Annotated in this window: 18 protein-coding genes; 4 read left to right on the top strand and 14 right to left on the bottom strand. The window is 62.6% G+C overall.

The annotated features are described in order from the left end of the window. Positions 1–239: 239 nt before the first annotated feature. Together M1D32_RS04910 and rfbA are read left to right on the top strand one after the other, a co-directional pair. A complete protein-coding gene (locus M1D32_RS04910) occupies positions 240–716 on the top strand; it encodes a VanZ family protein (RefSeq protein WP_458781218.1) in 477 nt (158 codons plus the stop codon). An 818-nt stretch (positions 717–1,534) separates the two neighbouring features. Further along, positions 1,535–2,440, top strand: coding sequence for a glucose-1-phosphate thymidylyltransferase RfbA (gene rfbA, locus M1D32_RS04905; protein ID WP_458781217.1), 906 nt, complete (start codon positions 1,535–1,537; stop codon positions 2,438–2,440). A 67-nt stretch (positions 2,441–2,507) separates the two neighbouring features. Here rfbA and galU read toward each other — a convergent pair whose 3' ends face one another. The 6 genes from galU to M1D32_RS04875 all read right to left on the bottom strand — a co-directional run bounded on the left by galU (position 2,508) and on the right by M1D32_RS04875 (position 8,099). Next, positions 2,508–3,398 carry a UTP--glucose-1-phosphate uridylyltransferase GalU gene (gene galU, locus M1D32_RS04900; protein WP_458781216.1) on the bottom strand — a complete coding sequence of 297 codons (891 nt, stop codon included), beginning with the start codon at positions 3,396–3,398 and terminating at the stop codon, positions 2,508–2,510. A gap of 84 nt (positions 3,399–3,482) precedes the next feature. Continuing rightward, positions 3,483–4,379: a nucleotidyltransferase family protein gene (locus M1D32_RS04895; RefSeq protein WP_458781215.1), complete on the bottom strand. Its 897-nt coding sequence runs from the start codon at positions 4,377–4,379 to the stop codon at positions 3,483–3,485. 17 nt (positions 4,380–4,396) lie between these two features. After that, positions 4,397–5,968, bottom strand: a complete 1,572-nt coding sequence (locus M1D32_RS04890) for a tyrosine-protein kinase domain-containing protein (protein ID WP_458781214.1) — start codon at positions 5,966–5,968, stop codon at positions 4,397–4,399. Positions 5,969–6,058: 90 nt separating this feature from the next. Further along, positions 6,059–7,258 (bottom strand): ATP-binding protein, encoded by a 1,200-nt coding sequence (locus tag M1D32_RS04885; protein WP_458781213.1) that lies wholly within the window; start codon positions 7,256–7,258, stop codon positions 6,059–6,061. Between the two features lie 22 nt (positions 7,259–7,280). Then, on the bottom strand, positions 7,281–7,529 hold the full coding sequence (locus M1D32_RS04880; protein WP_458781212.1) for a PqqD family protein: 249 nt from the start codon (positions 7,527–7,529) through the stop codon (positions 7,281–7,283). Positions 7,530–7,910: 381 nt separating this feature from the next. Continuing rightward, positions 7,911–8,099, bottom strand: coding sequence for a hypothetical protein (locus M1D32_RS04875; RefSeq protein WP_458781211.1), 189 nt, complete (start codon positions 8,097–8,099; stop codon positions 7,911–7,913). Positions 8,100–8,646: 547 nt separating this feature from the next. Between M1D32_RS04875 and M1D32_RS04870 the strand changes: the two genes are divergently transcribed. Next, positions 8,647–9,852 carry a hypothetical protein gene (locus M1D32_RS04870; RefSeq protein ID WP_458781210.1) on the top strand — a complete coding sequence of 402 codons (1,206 nt, stop codon included), beginning with the start codon at positions 8,647–8,649 and terminating at the stop codon, positions 9,850–9,852. A 136-nt stretch (positions 9,853–9,988) separates the two neighbouring features. Here M1D32_RS04870 and M1D32_RS04865 read toward each other — a convergent pair whose 3' ends face one another. From M1D32_RS04865 to paaA, 6 genes are read right to left on the bottom strand one after another with little or no spacing between them, the layout of a single operon-like run. Then, on the bottom strand, positions 9,989–10,777 hold the full coding sequence (locus M1D32_RS04865) for an enoyl-CoA hydratase/isomerase family protein (protein WP_458781209.1): 789 nt from the start codon (positions 10,775–10,777) through the stop codon (positions 9,989–9,991). Positions 10,778–10,801: 24 nt separating this feature from the next. Continuing rightward, entirely contained in the window at positions 10,802–12,043 is a 1,242-nt protein-coding gene (gene paaE, locus M1D32_RS04860; protein ID WP_458781208.1) for a 1,2-phenylacetyl-CoA epoxidase subunit PaaE, read from the bottom strand. 9 nt (positions 12,044–12,052) lie between these two features. After that, on the bottom strand, positions 12,053–12,574 hold the full coding sequence (gene paaD, locus M1D32_RS04855) for a 1,2-phenylacetyl-CoA epoxidase subunit PaaD (RefSeq protein WP_458782104.1): 522 nt from the start codon (positions 12,572–12,574) through the stop codon (positions 12,053–12,055). 11 nt (positions 12,575–12,585) lie between these two features. Then, the gene (gene paaC / locus M1D32_RS04850) at positions 12,586–13,521 is read right to left on the bottom strand and encodes a 1,2-phenylacetyl-CoA epoxidase subunit PaaC (protein WP_458781207.1); all 936 of its coding nucleotides are present in this window, start codon (positions 13,519–13,521) and stop codon (positions 12,586–12,588) included. Then, positions 13,518–13,967, bottom strand: a complete 450-nt coding sequence (paaB, locus tag M1D32_RS04845) for a 1,2-phenylacetyl-CoA epoxidase subunit PaaB (protein ID WP_458781206.1) — start codon at positions 13,965–13,967, stop codon at positions 13,518–13,520. The genes paaC and paaB overlap by 4 nt, the downstream gene beginning before the upstream one ends. After that, positions 13,964–14,980 (bottom strand): 1,2-phenylacetyl-CoA epoxidase subunit PaaA, encoded by a 1,017-nt coding sequence (paaA, locus tag M1D32_RS04840; RefSeq protein WP_458781205.1) that lies wholly within the window; start codon positions 14,978–14,980, stop codon positions 13,964–13,966. Before paaA ends, paaB begins: the two co-directional genes overlap by 4 nt. A gap of 420 nt (positions 14,981–15,400) precedes the next feature. Between paaA and M1D32_RS04835 the strand changes: the two genes are divergently transcribed. Further along, positions 15,401–16,609, top strand: coding sequence for an NAD-dependent epimerase/dehydratase family protein (locus M1D32_RS04835; protein ID WP_458781204.1), 1,209 nt, complete (start codon positions 15,401–15,403; stop codon positions 16,607–16,609). Here the strand turns inward: M1D32_RS04835 and M1D32_RS04830 are convergent. Next, the gene (locus M1D32_RS04830) at positions 16,578–17,849 is read right to left on the bottom strand and encodes an aminotransferase class V-fold PLP-dependent enzyme (RefSeq protein ID WP_458781203.1); all 1,272 of its coding nucleotides are present in this window, start codon (positions 17,847–17,849) and stop codon (positions 16,578–16,580) included. The genes M1D32_RS04835 and M1D32_RS04830 overlap by 32 nt on opposite strands. A 284-nt stretch (positions 17,850–18,133) precedes the next feature. Next, positions 18,134–19,846 (bottom strand): PHP domain-containing protein, encoded by a 1,713-nt coding sequence (locus M1D32_RS04825; protein ID WP_458781202.1) that lies wholly within the window; start codon positions 19,844–19,846, stop codon positions 18,134–18,136. Positions 19,847–19,872 lie beyond the last annotated feature (26 nt).

The following is a 19,872-nucleotide window of genomic DNA, read 5'->3' as shown; positions in this document are numbered from 1 at the left end:
CAAGCACCAAAGTAGGTGGGTGGTCCTCCGGAACGGAGACCACCCACCTACTGCATTTTAAGTCTCATAGGCTCGACTACACCGTATGCCTGCTCAGTGTGTGGTAACTATTAGGGCTGTGGGGAGACATTGCAAAAGACACCAAGAGGGGTGGATTTCTCGATACCACTCCCCCGGCACCAAACTCTTCTCTACGTCTTGCTGACATTACTGATCAACGGCGCTTTAGCCGTAGCAGCATGCGCCCTTCTGCCGACGGCAAGACGAATTTGAAGCACCTTTACAACCGAGGGCTTTGGCAGCTTATCCTGGCCGCGATGCTGGTTCCACTGGCCCTTATAGCGTTCTGGCCCAGTCCTGTGGACCAGCCTGTTCAGGGCCGGTTGACGATCATGCTGCAATTCCTCCAACTGCAGGGATTCCCCAACTGGTTCAATTACAAGTTTCTCGAAGCCACAGCTAACCTTGCGCTGTTCGTTCCTTTCGGATTGGTAAGCGCACTTGCTTTTCCCAACAAAAGTTGGTGGCAAATCGGGGCTCTTGGCCTGCTGACCTCTGGATGCATTGAACTTGGCCAGTTCCTGTTTCTTTACAACCGATTTGCGAGCCCGCTGGATCTCGTGACAAACGCGTTAGGCGCTGTCATCGGAGTTCTCATCGTGGCTAAGACGGCAAAAGCGATTGGAGCCTCGCCGCGCACAGGCAGCGGGACCTGATGGAACTGGAATGAACCCGTAGTCGCTCTTAGTGGCCCTGTTCCTCGTGGGGCTTCGGTCTGCGCCTTCTGCGGCCGGCGCCAGTCCTCATTGTCGCGGTATCTGACGATGATGTCTTTGATCCCGGCGTCGAAGCTGGAGAACTGTGATTCACAGCACAGCTCATCGCACAGCTCCGTGGAGTGGACGGCGTAGCGCAAATCGAGTCCGGACCTTGGTCGTACGTATCCGGGGCCCGCCCCATGTGCTTGAGGCTCAGTTCAATAACGTCCTTATTGCTATCTTCCCGCGACCGTCACATATGAGTACCAATCTTGCCCTAGGCGTTGATGGCCAGGACCGCGGAGGTGTGGCAGTTTGCGTGGCTTAAGTCCCGGACGTTTTCGCTCTTGCCTTAGAGCCTGAGAAGACTGCCGTCAATGACGTTCGTGATCTAGCACGGATTGAACTTCTCCACTTGCTGGTACGGGCATAGTTATTAGAGCAGTTACTGATTGTGACTTGCACCGTGAGGGACCGGACCGAGGTAGGGACCAGCAGGTCTGCGCCCGCTTTCGTCAAAAATACGGGTTGGACGGGTTGTACGAGGTCTGTTTCGTGAACCGCTCCGATAAATCCAGTTCAAGTCACCGTAGACCTCGTACTGCATTACGACGTTGCCGTCAGGCACCAACCGGTCCACCAGTTCACCTGCGCACTATCAGCGGGGGACAACGTGAAGCGGTCCTCCGGGAGGAAAAAGAAACCGCTGCGTTTGTCCATTCGTGACACATGTACATGATTTGGTTGAATTTCCAACATCCCGGAAAATCGAACATATGCGCGGAATAATCCTCGCCGGGGGAACCGGTTCACGTCTTCATCCAATTACGCTCGGCATCAGCAAGCAGCTGGTCCCGGTATACGACAAGCCCATGATCTACTACCCGCTGTCAACGCTCATGCTGGCTGGCATCCGGGACATCTTGGTCATCACTACGCCCCACGACGCGGACCAGTTCCAGCGGCTCCTGGGTGACGGAAGCCGGTTCGGCATAAACCTTACCTATACTCAGCAGCCCTCGCCGGGTGGGCTCGCACAGGCCTTCGTTCTAGGGGCTGACCATATCGGTGACGGTCCTGTGGCTTTGGTGCTGGGCGACAACATCTTTTACGGCCACGGCATGGGCACGCAGCTTCGCCGCTTCGAAAACATAGACGGTGGAGCCGTCTTCGGTTACCGCGTTGCAGACCCATCTGCATATGGCGTTGTGGAATTCGATGAGACCGGTCGCGCGATTTCCCTTGAGGAAAAGCCTTCAGCGCCCAAGAGCCATTACGCAGTTCCTGGCCTGTACTTTTACGACAATGACGTGGTGCAAATTGCACGCGACCTCAAGCCCTCCGCACGGGGTGAGCTTGAAATTACTGACGTCAACCGCGTTTACCTGGAACGCGGAAAACTGCAGGTGGAAATACTTCCGCGCGGTACGGCCTGGCTTGATACGGGGACATTCGACGACCTAAACGATGCATCAGAGTTCGTGAGGACCGTACAGCACCGCCAGGGACTCTCCATCGGTTGCCCCGAGGAAATCGCCTGGCGGTTAGGATTCCTTACTGATGACGAGCTGCGGGAGCGTGCAGAGCCCCTCGCAAAGAGCGGGTATGGCAAGTACCTCCTTGAACTCCTGGTTGAAGGTGCTGGGAGCCCGGTAAACCCACTGGAACTGGTCTCTCCCTGACTAGTAACTGTCAAAAAATACAGGCCCGCCGCTCTAAGCGACGGGCCTGTAGCAGTTTGCCTTCGAGCTAGTTAACGAAAGCCTTCATCCAGGTCTTCAAGTCCTCGCCGAACTCAACCCGCTCGGAGGCGAGCGTGATCACGGCCTTGAGATAGCTCAGCTTGTCGCCCGTGTCGAAGCGGCGGCCTTTGAAGACGACGCCGTACACCCCGGAGCCTTCACCCTCGCCGGCGGCCAGGGTTTGCAGGGCATCCGTCAACTGAATCTCGCCGCCGCGGCCCGGCTCGGTGTTCTCCAAGACGCCGAACACGGACGGGTGCAGTACGTAGCGGCCAATCACAGCCAAGTTGGACGGCGCCTCACCCACAGCAGGCTTCTCGACCAAGCTATTCACGCGGACGTAATCCTCGCCGTCAACCGCGGTGATATCCGCGCAACCGTAGGCGCTGATCTGGGACGGGTCCACCTCGATCAGGGCGATGACGGAACCACCGGTCTTCTGCTGCACCTCCATCATGGTGCTCAGCAGGTCCTCGGCCTCATCGATGAGGTCGTCGCCCAGCAGTACGGCGAACGGCTCGTTGCCCACGTGCTGCTGCGCGCAGAGGACCGCGTGGCCCAGTCCCTTGGCCTCGCCCTGTCGGACGTAGTGGATGGGGCCCAGCTCGGAAGCGTACTGGATTGACTCCAGCCGGCCCGTGTCACCCTTGAGCTCCAGTACGCGTTCCAGTCCCGGCGCACGGTCAAAGTGGTCCTCGAGGGCGCGCTTGCTGCGGCCCGTAATCATCAGGATGTCGTCGAGGCCGGATTTTACGGCTTCCTCCACCACGTACTGGATGGCCGGCCGGTCTACCACCGGCAACATTTCCTTCGGCATTGCCTTGGTGGCGGGCAGGAAGCGAGTTCCCAATCCGGCAGCAGGAATGACGGCTTTGGTTATTGCTTTCCCCGTTGTCATAGCTGAACCTTACAAATCAGCGGCAGACAAAGGCAATTTCTGGCTGAGCTTCAAGGGTTTCACAAGCTCAATCGAGCTCTGGCCTCAACCTCTATGGCCTCTCAGGTCCCGAACGATTTGGGGAACTGAGCGCAGAAAGCGGGCCCATCGGGCCCGGTGCTGCAGGAGTCGTCCGGGTAGTGACATGTCAGCGTAGATGTTCCCGCTCAGGAAGACCTCCCGACGTGGGAACACCGCCCGCCACAGCATCTTTGGTTTGTCCTGCCATTGAGCCTGGACAATGGCCAGGAGGTGGGCGCTTCCCGGTTCCTTCGCCAGTAGGCGGTTATGCCACTCCAGGGATGGCTGTGGCCATTCCGGAGCAGCGGTTTCCGAGATAAGGCCCTCGAGAAAGGGCCGCATGGCCGCCAGGGAACCGGTGGCTGTGGTGATTGTCACGAGGGCGGACGCAAGTGCTTGCTGTTGGGTGAGGCGGGCCAGGAACTCGAGCTCCTGCCGGCACGCCGGCACGTGGGGCGACCGGAGGGCATGCAGTGCCAGGACCAGGACTGCCAGCGCCTTTGACGGGACCCGCAGTTCCTGCCCTGCAAGCTCCAGGACTTCCGTGCTACTCCACATCACCTCAAAGCAATCGGCGGCGGGATTATCCATCCCGGGGAAGCGGAAGTGAACGTCAATGCAACAGGGCCACTCTGGATGGTCGAGCGTCACCGAATGCTTTGGAAAAGTCCTGCCGTCCGGATCCGAGGGGCGTTCGCGCCAACCCCGCTCCCGCAGGCCTTGCAGCATTCGTTCCAAGCTGGAAGGTGGCACAAAAACGTCCACGTCAGCCGACGTCTTGGGCTGGCGCAGCCCCTGAAGCACACTCGCCGGCCCCTTGATGAAGAAGGCCCGGACGCCCACGCCTTCCGCCACCCGCGCTGCCAGGGCATGGCCCAGGAGCACGCCCTCGGGGATACTGAGCTGTGATGCGTTCACCACGTCCGCCACTGCTGCTCCTAACCCTGCGCCCTGCGCCCACCGGGCACAGCTTCCAGGACGCCTTGGGCTTCGGCATCCCCCCGGGTGTTGACTCGCTGGGATTCAGCCGCAGACGCTGGCCCGGGGGCGGAGGTATAGGTACCGTAGTAGGAATTGGCGTCTGTTCCGCGGGTTGGCACGTAGTTCAAAACCGCGCCCAGCACCCGGCCCTTGACCTTGTCCAGGTTTCCCAGGGATTGAGCCAGCTGCTCCTGGGTGGTCCTGCCCGTCCGGATCACAAGGATGGCACCGTCGGCCACGCGGGAAAGGACGGCCGCGTCAGTCACCGGAAGCAGCGGCGGGGCGTCAATCAGGACGATGGCATCCTCAGCGAGGGTGTTGAGCATGTTCTTCATGGCGCGGGACCCCAGCAGCTCGCTTGGGTTTGGCGGGATGCGGCCTGATCCCAGGACGGAGAGGTTTGGCAGGGCACCCCACGGCTGGAGGACGTCCGCCAACTCAGCGGTGCCGGTGAGGACATCAGTGACCCCCACTCCCGGAACTAGATTGAAAACGTCCACCAGCGTGGGCCGGCGGAGGTCGCCGTCGACCACGACGACGTTTTCACCGGCGGCCGCCATGGTGACGGCCAGGTTGGCTGTGACGGTGGATTTTCCTTCTGACTGCACGGAACTGGTCACCACGATGATCCGTGGCGGCTGGTCGACGTCAAGGAAACTGAGGTTGGTGCGCAGTTCGCGGAGGGCTTCAGACATGGCTCCCCCGGCGTCGTGGACTTCCGCTGCCGTTCCGGCGTCGAGGATGGTGCTTTTCTGGTCCAAGCGGTGGTCCACGGGGAGTGTGCCGATCACTGGGACTCCGAAGATCCCCTCGATTTCAGCAGCCTTGCGGATCCGCCGGTCCAGATGCCGGCGGATCACCGCATACGCCGCTCCAAGGGCCAGGCCGACGAGTGCGCCCAGCGCAAGGTTGAGCTTGGTATTTGGTGAAGTTGGGCTTGTAGGGAGGACTGCCTTGCCCAGCGGGAGCACCCGGACTGCCGTTGCAGTTGCTGACGGCCCGGCGTCGAGCGTTGGTTCCGTGCCGGGCTCACTAGCTGTCTCGGCGGGGGTCGCTGTTTCGATCGCCTCCACCTGGGCAGCCAGGCCATTGACCCAGGCATCAGCCACGCGCTGTGCGGTGGCCGGGTCAGTCGACTGGGCAGTGACCCGAATTTCGGCAGTGTCCAGCGGGACCTTCACGCTGATGGCGCCGAGCAGGGCGTCGGCAGTGGTTTTCAGCTCCAGGGAGGCGATAACGCGGTCCGCAACGAGGCGTGACTTTGCCACGGACTCGTAGTTTTTGACCTTGGCCTTGGCCAGGCTGTCCCCGGCGAGTGACAGGCTCACGTTGTCCGAGCCCGGAGTGACCACGATGCCGCTGGAATCTGAGGAGTAGATCTTGGGTTGGAGGACGGTCCAACCGCACGCCGTCAAGGTGGCCAGCAGGGTGAATGCGACAATTGCCTTCCAGTAGACCCGAAGCATCCGGAGGTAGTCCGTTAGCTCCAGGCCGGCGGGCGCTTCCGCGGGGGCCGCTGGTGTGCTCATGGTGGTTCCTTCCACTCAAGTTCTTGGATTTCCTGTCCCGGTCTTCGTTGCCGGGGTACTGCTTCGAGTGGTCCCCCACGCGATTGCTGCCTAGCTGCTGCCCTGTTCCAAGACCGATTTCTCGATCAGCTGCTCGGTGGCTGCGGCCACGGCGTCTCGGTAGCCTTCTGGCCTTCCATGCACCCCTCCGATTTCTTCGGCGAGCTGGTCCAGCCTGATTGGTGTAGCGGTCGCTTCCCAGATGGCCGGGCCGATCCCGCTGAGCCGCACGATGTCGTTCTCCAGCATCACCAACAGGTCATCGCCGATGGCCACGGCATCTTTCGGTGCCATGCGGCGGATGAAGCCGGCCGGGATGTGTCCCGTGTGGACGTTCTCTGCTGCCCTGGCGTCCCACTCGGGCTCGGCCCGGGGCTGTGTTTGGAACAAGGGTGCCAGAGCCGCCGGCAGATCTGCGGCTTCCGAGTAGGTCACCTGCCACACTCCCCCAACGCTGTCGATCAGGCGGCAGAGCGACTGCAGCGGCTCCTCGATCTCGCCCTGTGAGGACGAATCCGGGATCAGGGCAAGCACTGCGTCGGCCAGCGGAACCAGCTTCAGCACCGGAGCCACGGGACTGTCACTTTGGACCCGGTCCAACAGCACGATGGACTGGATGAAGGGCTTGGCGGGAGCTGGCTGAAGTCCAAGCTCGTCCGGTCCCACCTGTCGCTTGGGTTGCCCGGGCCGTTGCCTTACGGACAGCGGTTTGGGGTACGGAACCACCGAGCCGCCAGGTGAGATGGCTGCGGTTTCGTCCGTGACATAGCCATACGTCCGCGCCAGCGCAGAAGCGGCGGTAGTCTTGCCCGTTCCCGACTTCGCAACCAGCGCCACTACCGCCCCTGTTACTGGCTCCGCCACTCCGCAGGCGTGGAGCATCGTGAGCTCACCTGCCCTGGCGAGGATTGCCGTCACCGTGAGCCGGGACGTGAGGTTCTCAGCCAGCTCCTCAAAGGAGGCGGCCTGAAGCTGGAACATACCGTCGTCGGGTTTATCCGACTTCCACGCGACGGAAGCGGTGAATGGCTGATCGTCCGAGGGTTCTATCGGCAGCGACGGAAGCAGGGGCTTGCGGCTGCTGGCGCACCGTCCCCAGGCCAGTCTCATACTCTCCCGCTGCTGCAACGTGACCGCAGGGCCCCAGCGAACAGCGAACTGTGTTCCCAAGACCTCCAGGGTCAGCAGCTCAGTGCTTCTTGCCAATTCGTCGAACAGACGTTGTTCCCACGCCAAAAATACGTTCCCCATGATCCCCCCGGACCTCAAGCTGTTAGCGCGAAGCGTCGCGGTCGGCCTCGATCAGGCGCTGGGCTTCCAGGCTGGCCAGGAACTGTTCCACCTGGGACTGCATCTGCCCTGACTGGTCTTCAAAGGTGGCCTCGAGTTCCGCGAGGATGGACTGTTCTGTGCGTTGTCCGTCGATCAGTTCCCAGATGGTTGCCGCCGTGCCTTCGAGGACCACGGGTTGGTTTGCGTCGAGGTGGAGCAGGGCGACGCGGCACATGGATTTAGTACGCACCTTGGCGACCTGGCGCGAGTGTCGCCAAATGACGTTCGTGGTCACGACTTCACGAGGGTAATCGTGGAGCTCGGCCTCAGTTGTTTGGTCGCCCCGCGTTCTTGGAATGTGATCAGGGTGGTCACGTCATAGGTGGCACCATCCTGCTTACGGCCACTGTAGGTGTAGCCGCCTAGCAGAAATTCGAGGCTTGTGGCACCCGCGGGCAAGGTGTGGGAAAAATTAGCGCTGAACGTGTTGCCCTGTGAGGGAGGCGTGAAGGTCAAGGTAGTGGATCCCACGCGAACCGTTGAAAAGGAGATGGCAGGGGCAGTGGACGCCGCAGACTGAGGGGCGATGGTAATCAGAACCTGAATGGAACCAATTACTCCACCCAGGTCCTTAAGACTCAAGGCTGCAGGTACCGGCACGCCTGTCCGATCGTGGCCTGTAGCCGATGATGAAAGCATGTTTTGCGTTCCGGTTGTGAATGAGCCGGATGCTGACGACGTGGTTGGCGGCGCCGTCGGCCCGGGCGACGCAGATGCCGGAGGGACCGCAACGGTAGTCAGGATAACGGGCACTGACCACGCCACTCCTTTGACTACCCTGCGCCGGCTGAAGCCGCTCTCTTCGCCGCTCGTGCCTTTTTCGTTCAAAACCTCAGACAATGACGCCCCCGGATGTAGTCTTCAGCCGCTGCCGGTCCTTGAAGACCGGCGGCGGGGATAGGCCGGGCGTTTTCCCGGCTCTATCTACTCTCGCGGACGAGGCTTAAGAATCCTGCAACCAACCCGCAAGGTTGGGTCAAGATCTAGTTTTTTGTTCTGAAAGCGCTTTCACCTGCGGAAACGCGAAAGAGGCCACATACTGACTTAGGTCGGCGGAATCGTTCTGTTTGCAGAGCCGTGGCTGCTCTTCGTTCTCTTCAGCCATCCAAGAGCAGTGTGAGAACGTGGCTTTCTTCCAAGCTGCGGTGTTGGCACCAATTACCTGTTTGAGTCGGGGCAAATACCTGTTTGTGTCCAGCACAGTACTCGAGTCCCTGTTATGCACTCCGATCCCGCTCCAACGCGTTGTCAGGCTGCTAAGGTCGCCGGATCCCGCTCGCGCGGGTCCATCCCGAAGAATAGAGTCAATGATGCGTTTATCTTCCTTGGTGGCCGCGACGACGCTGGGACTTGTCGTCGTATTGGCACCAGCCGGACCGGCATTCGCTGGTCCAAACGAACAGCGCGCCGCCTGCACAGCGATGGGCGGAACATTCAGCGGCGCCGGCAACAATGCAAGGTGCACAGTCGTCACACCCGTCGTGGGTCCCGATGTTCCATCAGGGGCTTCGACGACCACATTCAGTGCGGACCGCCCCGTGGGCGCCCCTGTCACCGTGGACACGTCGCTTCCGGCCCGGCAAGCAAATCCCACGGCGGCAACCGAGGAACGCAATGTCGGTGACGCGGTTGAGGTTCGGACCGAGCGCGCAGGAACGCCGGTGGTAACACGTGAGGATCGCAATGCCGGCGAGCCTGCGCACGTTGACGTTATTGTTCCCGGCACCCCGACATCCACAACGCGGACGGACCAGGGCACCCCGACGAGCACGGAGTCACCGACCACCACCAACTGCCAAAGGGTGAACAACGAGCGGGCAGCGCGGCCCGTCGAGAGGTGCGAGAGGGCCGTCCTGACCACAACGACGACCCCCACAACGGTGGTTACCACGACTACCACCCCACAGGAGAAGGTCACCACAACCACCCAGCAGCGGGAGACGGTGATCACCACCACCACGCCGTACACCGAGGTCTTCACCAGCACACAGCAGCGTGAATCATGCACCACCACGACGTACCAGACGGTGATCGCCACGATGACGACTCAGCAGACGGAGCGGACGGCGACCACCACTCAGCCGACGAGCCGGACCACTGTTACCACGACCAGCATGTTCGACTTCCCCCGCGGCACCGACATCCCGACTCCCACCGGCACGCCGGCAGTGACGACGTCAACGGCTCCAGGCACTCCAGTAGTGACCGAAGCTGTGGTTCCCGGCACTCCGGTGGTGACCACCGGAACCCGTCCCGGCGCCGAGGAATCGGACATCGTGTGCACCCCGGTGGCACCGGTGATAACAGCCAAGGACGGCGAAACCCGTCAGGAGCTTTCGACGGCGACCGCGCCCGCAGAGCCTGTTGTCACCGTGACCCGTCAAAACATTGATCCGCTTGTGATGGATACCCGAGCCCCGGGAGCTCCAGTCGTGACCACCAGCGTCCGCAGCTCCGGCGGGACCTGCTACAACAACCCTTCAAACTCGGACCAGCGGGCCAACCGCTGCTAAGGGATTAAGCGCCCGAACCTAAAGCACGGCAGCTGCCGCCTTCCATCCCGGAGGGCGGCAGCTGCCGTGTATGCGGTTCGAGACTAAGGGGGTATCGGGGGGCCTTCTGAATTAGACACTCTGAGCTTGAACAACCTCAGCCAGCGAAACCGGTGAACTTAGGCTCCCGCTTCTCCTGGAAAGCCCTAAAACCCTCGGCATAATCGTCCGTTTTGCAGAGCCGCGCCTGCTCAGCGTTCTCCTCTTGCATGGCCTCCCACAGGCCCAGCCGCTGGTCACGGATGTGTGCCACGAGCTCTTTGCTGGTGACAAATGCACCCGTGGCGCCGGTAGCCACCCGAGAGACGATCCCCCGCGTCGTCTCCAGCAGCTCGTCCGCGGGCATGGCACGGCTGAACAGCCCCTTCGCCACCGCCTCGGTGCCGCTCATCAGCTCGGCCGTATAAATCAGGTCCAGCGTGCGGTGCATCCCGAGCCGCTCCGTGAAGTACCAGTGCCCGCCCGAATCCAGCGTGGCCCCCAGCTTCGCGAACGGCGACCCGAACTTCGCGTTCTCCGCCACATACACCACGTCCGTGGCCAGCAGCAGCCCCAGCCCCACGCCCAGGCAGGCACCGTGGGCCGCCGCGAACGTGGGAGCCGGGAACGCGCTCATCTTCTTCAGCAGCGGCTCCACCAGCCCGCCCAGATACGCGGCAGCGTCGTCGCTCTCCGGCGTGACGTTCTGGATGTCCCGGCCCGCGCAGAAGGCGCGGCCCTCTCCCCTCAGCAGCAGCGCCCGCACGTCACCGCGGGAGGCGGCGGCAGCAGCGTCGTCGTACGCCTGGGACAAATCCGCCAGCGCCTGCTCATCCAGCGAGTTCAGCTTGTGCGGTGCGTTCAGGACCACTTCGGCGACGCCATTGTTGATGGAGAGGGAAATCATGGAACTCCTTGAAGTTGAAAAGACTTAGACGTCGAAGTCGACGGTGACTTCCTTGCTGGTGGGGTGGCTCTGGCAGGTCAGCACGTACCCCTTGTCCAGCTCATCCTGCTCCAGCGCGTAGTTTTCGTCCATGGTCACGCTGCCGGTGACCACCTTGGCCCGGCACGTGCCGCACACTCCCCCGGCGCACGCGAACGGCACATCCGGGCGGACGCGCAGCGCAGCGTTGAGGACCGACTCGCGAGCATGGGTGGGGCTGGCCACCTCGCCCTGCAGGCCGTCCAGCTTGAACGTGATCTTGTACGTCTCCTTGGACTCGTCCACCACCACCGGACGGCCCGCATGCCCCTCCGGCTTGTCCGGCTTGCCGCTCGTGAACAGCTCGAACCGGATATTCTCCGGCTGCACGCCGCGCTCGGCCAGGGTGTCCCGGCACAGCTGCACCAGCTCGAACGGCCCGCACAGGAACCACTCGTCCACGTCGTCCGCGTGGATGGCCGTGCCCAGCAGCTGCTGGAGCTTCTCGGCGTCGATCCTTCCACTGAGCAGCGGCGCGATCCGCTGCTCCCGGGACAGGACGTGGTGGATGGCCAGCCGCTGCGGGTACTTGTCCTTCAGGTCCGCCAGCTCCTCCAGGAACATCACGTCCATGGCGGCCTTGTTGGCGTAGATCAGGTCGAACCGGCTCTCCGGGTTGGCGGCCAGCAGCGTCCGCGCGATGGCGATCACCGGGGTGATGCCGCTGCCGGCGGCGATGGCCACAAAGCTGGCCTCTCCGTTGGAGGCGACGTCCCCCGCCAGCTCCTCCGGGTTGTTCATCGAGTTCATGCGGTTCTGCTCCACCGCCTGGCCGTCGCGGCCGTGCCGGGACACAAACGCGCCCATCGGGCTCATCACGTCCAGGGTGTCCCCGGCCTTCAGCTCGGCGTTCGCCCAAGTGGAGAACAGCCCGCCCAGGTCCTTCTTCACCGCCACCCGGATCTCGCTGCTGCCGTCCGCGAAGCTGCGCGGTTCGGCGCAGATGGAGTAGCTGCGGCGCACCTCGTGCAGCTCGCCGGTCTCATCGGGCAGTTTGGTGCGCAGGGCCACGTACTGGCCGGGCAGGTAGTCGAACTGCCCGGCGAGCTCTGTGGGGACGTGGAAGGCCACCTCGATGGCATCCTCGGTGAGCCGGCGCACCTCCTTCACGGCGAGGGTGTGGAAGGACGGACGACGGCGGCCGGTGGCCTGCGCCGTCTCTGCGGCGGTCTGGCGGACAACAGGCATGGGGCTTCCTTACAGCACTTTGAAGTAGTCGAACGGTTCCTTGCAGTCCTGGCACACATACAGCGCCTTGCAGGAGGTGGAGCCGAAGCGGGTGAGTTCCCTGGTGTTCAGGCTGGCGCACTGCGGGCATTTCACGGCCATGCTCAGGCGGATGGGGCCGGCGTGGCGGGCTGCTCCTGCCTTGCCCGACGGCGGGGCGATGCCGTACTCCTGCAGCTTCGCCTTGCCTGCCTCGGTCATCCAGTCCGTGGTCCAGGCCGGAGCCAGCACCAGGTCCACCTCGACGTCTGTGAAGCCCTCTTTCGCGAAGGCAGCCTTCAGGTCGTCACGGATGGCGTCCATGGCAGGGCAGCCCGAGTAGGTGGGGGTGATGGTGACCCTGACGTTTCCTTCTGCCACCTGCACGTCCCGGAGGATGCCCAGGTCCTCGATGGTGAGCACGGGGATCTCGGGGTCGCAGACGGTGGCGGCGATGTCCCACGCCGTCTGCCGCGGTGTCCGCGTCCTGGTTTCGAAGTCGGAGATGTACATGGCCTGTGTGGTCACCACTTCGCTCCGGGGTACTCGCGGGCGAGGACCTGCATTTCGGCCAGGATGTAGCCCAGGTGCTCGGAGTGCTTGCCGTACCGGCCGCCGCCGGGGGCCGCTGGGACGTCCGGCACCTCTAGTTCGGCTTCTTTCAGGACTTCGCCGGTGAGCCGGTCAAAGTCCTCCCGCAGGCTGGAAGGCGCGACGGCGGCACCCGCCTCGGCGAGGCTTTGCGTCAGGTCATCGTCCTGGAACAGTTCGTTGACGTACGGCCACATCAGGCGCAGGCCGTGGATCATCCTTCTGCGGGATTCCTCGGTGCCGCCGGCCAGGCGGAGGATCCACTGGGCGCTGTGGTCCCGGTGGTAGTCCACTTCCTTCACGGCCTTCGCGGCGATGGCGGCGAGCGTTGCGTCGGTTGATTCGGTCAGCCGGCGGTACAGCTCGAACTGGTAGTAGCTCACGATGAACTGCCGCGCGATGGTCACCGCGAAGTCGCCGTTGGGCTGCTCGAAAAGCTGAACGCTGCGGAACTCGTGCTCGCGGCGGAAGTAGGCGAGATCGTCCTCGGACTTCTCCCAGGCGCCGCCGGCATAGCTGAGGAAACTCCGGGCGTGGCCCAGCTGGTCCAGGGCGATGTTGCCTAGGGCCACGTCCTCCTCCAGCTCAGGGGCGCGGGAGATCCAGTGGCCCAGTCGCTGGGCGAGGATCAGGGCGTCGTCGCCGAGCCTGAGGGCGTATTCGGCGACGTCCTCTGACGGCTTGGCCAGGCCGGTGCGGACCTCGAGGGCGATGTCTTCCGGGCGGAGGGCGTTGCCGGGGGTGATGCGGGTGGCGCTTGCGTTGGAGTCGCCGCTTCCCGATGGGGCAGCCACGCCGGTGGAGATGTCGCCGTGGCCTGAGTTCTCAGTGGTCCGGGTGGTTTCGGTGTTGGAGGCAGGGGTGCTCACAGGTGCTTCACCCCTTCGCTCTTGGTGTAGTACGTGGCGTGCCGGTAGTCCTTGCCCTGGGGCGACTCAAAGAACGATCCCTTGGCGTCCGGGTCACTGGCGGCGATGGCTTCTGCCGGGACAACCCAGATGGAGACGCCCTCGTTGCGGCGGGTGTAGAGGTCGCGGGCGTTGCGCAGGGCCATGGCGGCATCCGGTGCGTGCAGGCTCCCGGCGTGGACGTGGCTCAGGCCGCGGCTGGACCGGACGAAGACCTCCCACAGGCCCCAGGCGCCGCGGTCTGCGGCGGGCTTGATCGACGGAACCTGATTCTCCGAGGCCGGGGTTATTGCGGCGGCCTTGGCCTCGGTGGCGGCTGCCTCCGGCTCGGCCGGGACTTTCTGCGCGTCGCGGTTGATCTCTGTGGCCGAGCTGGCGGGAACTTCCGGGTTGCCGTGAGGGCTCATGCTGCGTATTCCTTTGTCTTCATTGACTGTTTTGCCCGCTGTTTGTCCGCATAGGCGGTCGCTGCCTCGCGGACCCAGGCGCCGTCGTCGTGCGCTTCCCTGCGGCGTTCCAAACGCTGGGCGTTGCAGGGGCCGCGGCCGGCCAGGACTTCCTGGAACTCGTACCAGTCCAGCGGGCCGTGCTCCCACTTCTTGGTGTCCTCGTTGTAGCGGACCTGGTCATCCGGGAGGGTGAGGCCCAGGACCCGAACCTGCTCCACCATCATGCCCACGAAGCGGCTGCGGAGTTCGTCGTTGCTGAAGCGCTTGATGTTCCAGGCCATGGACTGCTTGGAGTTGGGCGAATCGTCGTCCGGCGGGCCGAACATCATCAGGGCCGGGGCGTACCAGCGGTTCACGGCGTCCTGGGCCATCTGCTTCTGCTCGGGGGTGCCGTTGGAGAGCTCGAGGAGGATCTCGAAGCCCTGGCGCTGGTGGAAGGACTCTTCCTTGCAGATGCGGACCATGGCGCGGCCGTAGGGGCCGTAGGAGGCGCGGCACAGCGGGACCTGGTTGCAGATGGCGGCGCCGTCCACCAGCCAGCCGATGGCACCCATGTCTGCCCAGGTGAGGGCAGGGTAGTTGAAGATGCTCGAGTACCTTGCCTTGCCGGCGATGAGGTCTTCCATCATCTTGTCCCGTGTTTGGCCAAGGGTTTCGGCGGCGCTGTAGAGGTACAGCCCGTGGCCGGCCTCGTCCTGGACCTTGGCCATGAGGATGGCCTTGCGCTTCAGGCTGGGGGCGCGGGAGATCCAGTTGGCCTCCGGCTGCATGCCGATGATCTCGGAGTGCGCGTGCTGGGAGATCTGGCGCAGCAGGGTCTTGCGGTAGGGCGCCGGCATCCAGTCTTTGGGCTCGATCCGGGAATCCTCGGCCATGACCCGGTCAAAGTTGGCCTGGGCTGCCGCTTCTTCCGCCGAGAGCTCCTCCGGGGATAGCTCAGCTGGCACTGACTGCAAGTTCTGCGCTGCCATGGTTGCTCCTATGCAAAGACCTACTGGGACGTGCCGAATTATTTACCGACCGTTCGTTCAGGATATGCGGAAGCGTTCCGGACCGTCAAGCGCCCACCCCTCCCCCTGGGGCGCCCCATCACCTTCCCCACCCTTTTCCGCAACGCCGCATCACCATTAGCGGTGTGGGACAGCCTGAGGTGAAAAATAACCTAAACCGATAACCCGCTTATCCAGCCAGCCGTATGGGACCCCCGCTTTTGGCGGGAATTCCAGCCCTGCCAACAGAGAACAACAGGTCATTGTCGCGCCGCCTGCAACGTATTTGGGGCTAGCAGCCAGAGCCTCATTGACTTTCATCAGTGCTTGTTCTAGATTCGCAAATCACAACACCTGCCAAGGCATTTCGTAAATCCGGAATTACTTATATGGGCTGGAACGATGAATGAATTGAACGGCAATACCGTCATGATTCTCGGCGGCGACGGATATCTGGGCTGGACGCTGGGGCTGGCCATGGCCAGCCGTACGGACCGGCAGGTCGTCTTAGTGGATAACCTCGTCAAGCGCCGCTGGGAAAAGGAGGTAGGGGCCAAGGTCCTGGTGCCTCTGAAGAGCCCCAAGCGCCGGGTCGCCGAATATGAGCGGATCTTCGGCAGGCAGAACCTGTCGTTTGAAAAAGTCGAACTCCTGGACTCCGAGGCTGTCGAGAAGGTCATTGCAAAGCATCGGCCGGCCGTCGTCATCAACGCCGCCCAGCAGCCCTCCGCGCCGTATTCCATGAGCAGCGCCAAGAACGCCGCGGCTACGTTCTCGAATAATGTTGCCGGTCACCTCAACGTGTTGTGGGCCATCGCGCACCTCAGCAAAGCTACGACATACATCAAACTTGGCTCCGGCGGCTGCTACATGGCTACTGCCACCGACTATGTCCCGCTTGATAAAACCGACTTCACCTTCGAGCATTGCGGAACGCAGCACAAGGTCCTCCAGGCCTTCTTGCCGATGCAGGCCACGGACTTCTACCATCAGTCAAAAATTGCCGACTTCCTGATCGATGACCTCTGCTCCAAAATGTGGGGCCTGAAGGTCATTACTGTCCAGCAGGCCACCATCTTTGGCGCGACGATTCCGGAAAACCATTCGCCGGAGTGCGGCGGCCTGGCGGCCCGGTTCAATTACGACGCTGTCTTCGGCACGGTCTTCAACCGCTTCATCTGCCAGATGCTCATCGGACACCCGCTTACCGTCTATGGTGACGGCACTCAGAAGACTGGCTTGATCAGTCTCGCCGATACAGCCGACAACTTTCTGAAGCTAGCCGACGTTGATGTCGAGCCCGGCGAGCATATGGTGGTGCACAACTACACTCACCGCTTGAGCATCCGCGACATCGCCCAGAAGCTCGCAGATATTGATCCCTCCGCCAAGATCAATTACCTGACGAACCCCCGCCAAGAGCCGACCGGCGGGCTGGATCTTCAGGTGGAAGTACATGAGGCCATTAAAGCCACTAACACCAACAAGGAAGCCCGGCTTCAGGCAGAGATGGCTAACACGCTTGAGTTTGCTGGCCGCTACAAGGCCAACATCGATCGGTCCATCATCTTGCCCGAGGTCAAATGGTCGGTAGGAGAGAAGACAGCCTAAGCCCGTTTGCCCCAACCTTGCCTTCTGACGGCTCTGGCAATCCCCGATCGGCTCCGCCAGCGCAGTTTTTGCCACCGCCTAGGAATTCACGCGCAAGCCGGGCCAGGACTTCGAAATCTTCCAGTTTGGATTCATGAATGAATGACACCCGCGCCACATCCTGAACAACCTTGATGTAGACACCCCGTTCCATCAAAAACTTGAACAGGGCGGAAGGATCAGCCGTCCGCATAGAGACGATGTTGCTCTGACGAGCGCCGCAATCGATGAAATCGATTCTGTGTTCCCGCAGAATCACCTTGATCCCCTCCAGGATCGCAAGGTTTTTTCGCTCGATGACGTCCATGCCGACAGTATTGATTTCCCGGAGCGCCGCGTGCAGCGCGGCCAATCCGGTGATGTTCTGGGTACCATCCTGGAAACGGGCAGCCGTATCTCTCAGAACGTAGGAATCCTCGTCGAAATGCTCCATGCTGCGGATGCCAACCCTGCTGTCACGCAAGGCGGGCATGACCCTCCGGCTGACGTACATGAAGCCGATGCCCATGCCGGCACGCAGATACTTCTGGCCTCCGCAGACGAGTATGTCCACCGGTGTCTTGACTACATCGATCGCCCGCACGCCGATGTGCTGGACAGCGTCAATCACCAGGAAGATGCCCAAATCACGGCACAGTCCCGAAAGTACGGCCAGGTCCGGCATAAAACCGTCGTAGCGCTGGGCTGAGGACATGCTTATCAGCTTGGTCCGCGGGCCGATGCTCTCGAGCAAACGCCGGAACGCGGCTTCACTGTCCCGGCCGGTTATTACCTTCACCCTTACGCCGTCCTGGCGCTTACGCAACCAGGGCAGCAGGTTGGCCGGATATTCATTGCCGAGTACCAGCACCTCGTCGCCGCGCCGCAGCGGCAGCGCATCGCTCGCGATAATAATGCCCTCGGACGTATTTTTCAGATAAGTGATTTCTTCAGCCGCGCAATTAATCAGCCGGGCAGCTTCGGCAGCCATGTCCTCTGCCACCAAATCCCAATAATGCAGCACTTCCGGCGGCCCGTACTGATAAAAGTCATCCATAAAGGTGCGGGCCGCTTCATAAGCGCTCTGGCTCATAGGCGCGACCGTGGCGTAATTAAAGAATATCTTCTCGCATAAAGGCTTCACGCTGCCGCGAATTCCGGCGTGCAACGCATTCGCTTCGTTTGCCGGCGCCTTGGCAGCGCGGTCTGTACTACGGGCCATGGCTGCCTCCGAGCGGAACCATCAGCACCCCGGCAAGCGGGAAAACCCGAACGGTCAGGCAGCGCTTCCGCCGCCCGGAGGGGAAGATCGGGGTCTGATCCGCTCCCACCCTGTGCCCCTTCCCCGGAGTATCACCTTGTACAAGGACCCTAGGAGAACTGGCCAGAACCTGCATGCGTAGGAAGTACTCTAAATTTCGCCGGTGCCATACCTGCACAGGCGCAACTGGAGGCTACGGCCACTTGCCGACCTTGTATTGCTTGGGGAGAGGCCAGCAGCGGCGTTCAGGCCACGTCGATGAACACCGGGTTGGCGTAAAACCACGTGTCTGCCCAAGGGTCAGCGTCGCCGAGGTTGTTGCCGTGGCGGAGGGGGCCGGCCGGATCAACGGCGGTTCCGTAGTAGCCCGCGCCATGCCGGTTGCCGTCGCTGCCGCGGAGGCGGAAGTAGCAGGATTCCTGCACGTCCTTGAGAACGTGGCTGATGGTGAACGTGCCGGTGCGGCCCGACACGTCCATCTGCTTCCAGACGGCGGTTTCCGGAGCCCGCAGCAGGTCGCGGTCTGCCACGGGGCCGGTAACAGGACCGCCGATGACATCCACGTGGGCCAGTTTGGGGAGGACCCCCGCGAAGTTGCGGTAGTCCGTCGTCGTAATGGTGATGGAAATTTCGACGTCGGCGCCCCGCCTTACGCTGAGCCGCGAACCTAGCGTGACGCCGTTGCGTCCGTTACCGTTGCCGCGCGCCTCACGCACCCGCACCTCCAGGCCCTGCAGCAGGTGCCCGTGGTCCACCCACATCCGCCCCTGCCGCATGGCGTCCAGCACGCCCGTGTAGGAACGCTCGGTGACACCGGTGTGGAGGCGGCTGAACTGCCCGGGCCAATAGTCGCTGCCGCCTTGCTTTTCGCCCGTATCGTACGGGTCCGGTCGTTTGCCGGTGACGGACCAGCGGTCGAATTCATTGGGCAGGCTCAGGTAGGGCTCCTCGGCCGGGTAGGGGCCAGTCTTCCAGGTGTCCTTGACCGTCAGGTGGTTGTCCGAGTTCGCCGTGATCCAGAACGGAAGCCCCTCGGCCAGCATCGAGTCCCACACACCGCCGACGGTGGCCGCGGCCCAGTCGAAGCCGCCGTAGGGACGGAAGGCGTCCGCGGGGTATCCCGGGAAGCTGAACTGGGTGGGGTTGTTGGTGTACTCGCCGCGCTGGTCCCCCGCCCTGGCGAACTGGCTGACCCCGGACCCCTGCGCTCCTGGGGCACCTTCCATCCCGATCATCACGTCGCGGGCGGCATCGCGCCAGGCGCGCAGTTCGTGCGGCGAATCAATGCCCAGGCGCATGGGGTGGTTGGCGAGGGCCACGACGTCGTCGATGTAGCCGGAGCGGCGCTGTTCCGCCAGCCAGGCGATAGCTTCCACTGCTTTCCGTTCGAACGTTTCCACCTGCGCGGTTCCCGGGGCCGGCTTCTCCCATTGGTTCAGTTTGCCGTCCCAGACAAGTTCGAAGGTCCTCAGCAGGTTCACCTCGTTGGCTCCCGGAGCCACCAGCACGGAGGCGTGCTCGGCCCCCGGGATGTACCACTCGAGACCCTGGAAGATCAGCAGGTCCGGACGTGCAGCACGCTGCGCCTGAATCTCCTTGTTTGAGTTGGCTGCGCCGCCGTTGTTGGCATGGCCGAAGTTACTGTGCTCCGTCAGCGCCAGCCAGTCCACGCCATATGATTCGGCGGCATCCAGCTGCTGCTTGATCAGGTACTTGGCGTCGTGGCTGTATTGGGTGTGGACGTGGTGGTCTCCCACGAGCCATGTCAGCTGTGGATCGTTACCGCCAGGATTGGCCGCGGCCGGCCGTGCGACGACGGCTGAGGCTGCCGTGCCCGCAGCCAGGATGCCTGCAGACTGCAGGATCCGCCGCCGGCTCAAACCCATGGTCTCCAGCTCGGCGTCGGCCAGGTCCCTGCTGCGGCTGGCTGTAGTTGTTTCCCTGTCTGCGGTGCACATTGCGTTCCCTCTTGTTGATTCCGGTT

The sequence above is a fragment of the Arthrobacter sp. D3-16 genome, from assembly GCF_054408515.1.
The sequence above is the reverse complement of the archived record's forward strand: the minus strand, read 5'-3'. Positions and strand labels throughout refer to the sequence as shown.

Bases quoted from the DNA above. Each gene is read 5' to 3' on its own strand.
- M1D32_RS04910 (WP_458781218.1), top strand. From the start codon at position 240: ATGCGCCCTTCTGCCGACGGCAAGACGAATTTGAAGCACCTTTACAAC.
- rfbA (WP_458781217.1), top strand. From the start codon at position 1,535: ATGCGCGGAATAATCCTCGCCGGGGGAACCGGTTCACGTCTTCATCCA.
- galU (WP_458781216.1), bottom strand. From the start codon at position 3,398: ATGACAACGGGGAAAGCAATAACCAAAGCCGTCATTCCTGCTGCCGGA.
- M1D32_RS04890 (WP_458781214.1), bottom strand. From the start codon at position 5,968: ATGAGCACACCAGCGGCCCCCGCGGAAGCGCCCGCCGGCCTGGAGCTA.
- M1D32_RS04885 (WP_458781213.1), bottom strand. From the start codon at position 7,258: ATGGGGAACGTATTTTTGGCGTGGGAACAACGTCTGTTCGACGAATTG.
- M1D32_RS04870 (WP_458781210.1), top strand. From the start codon at position 8,647: ATGATGCGTTTATCTTCCTTGGTGGCCGCGACGACGCTGGGACTTGTC.
- M1D32_RS04865 (WP_458781209.1), bottom strand. From the start codon at position 10,777: ATGATTTCCCTCTCCATCAACAATGGCGTCGCCGAAGTGGTCCTGAAC.
- paaE (WP_458781208.1), bottom strand. From the start codon at position 12,043: ATGCCTGTTGTCCGCCAGACCGCCGCAGAGACGGCGCAGGCCACCGGC.
- paaD (WP_458782104.1), bottom strand. From the start codon at position 12,574: ATGTACATCTCCGACTTCGAAACCAGGACGCGGACACCGCGGCAGACG.
- paaB (WP_458781206.1), bottom strand. From the start codon at position 13,967: ATGAGCCCTCACGGCAACCCGGAAGTTCCCGCCAGCTCGGCCACAGAG.
- paaA (WP_458781205.1), bottom strand. From the start codon at position 14,980: ATGGCAGCGCAGAACTTGCAGTCAGTGCCAGCTGAGCTATCCCCGGAG.
- M1D32_RS04835 (WP_458781204.1), top strand. From the start codon at position 15,401: ATGAATGAATTGAACGGCAATACCGTCATGATTCTCGGCGGCGACGGA.
- M1D32_RS04830 (WP_458781203.1), bottom strand. From the start codon at position 17,849: ATGGCCCGTAGTACAGACCGCGCTGCCAAGGCGCCGGCAAACGAAGCG.
- M1D32_RS04825 (WP_458781202.1), bottom strand. From the start codon at position 19,846: ATGTGCACCGCAGACAGGGAAACAACTACAGCCAGCCGCAGCAGGGAC.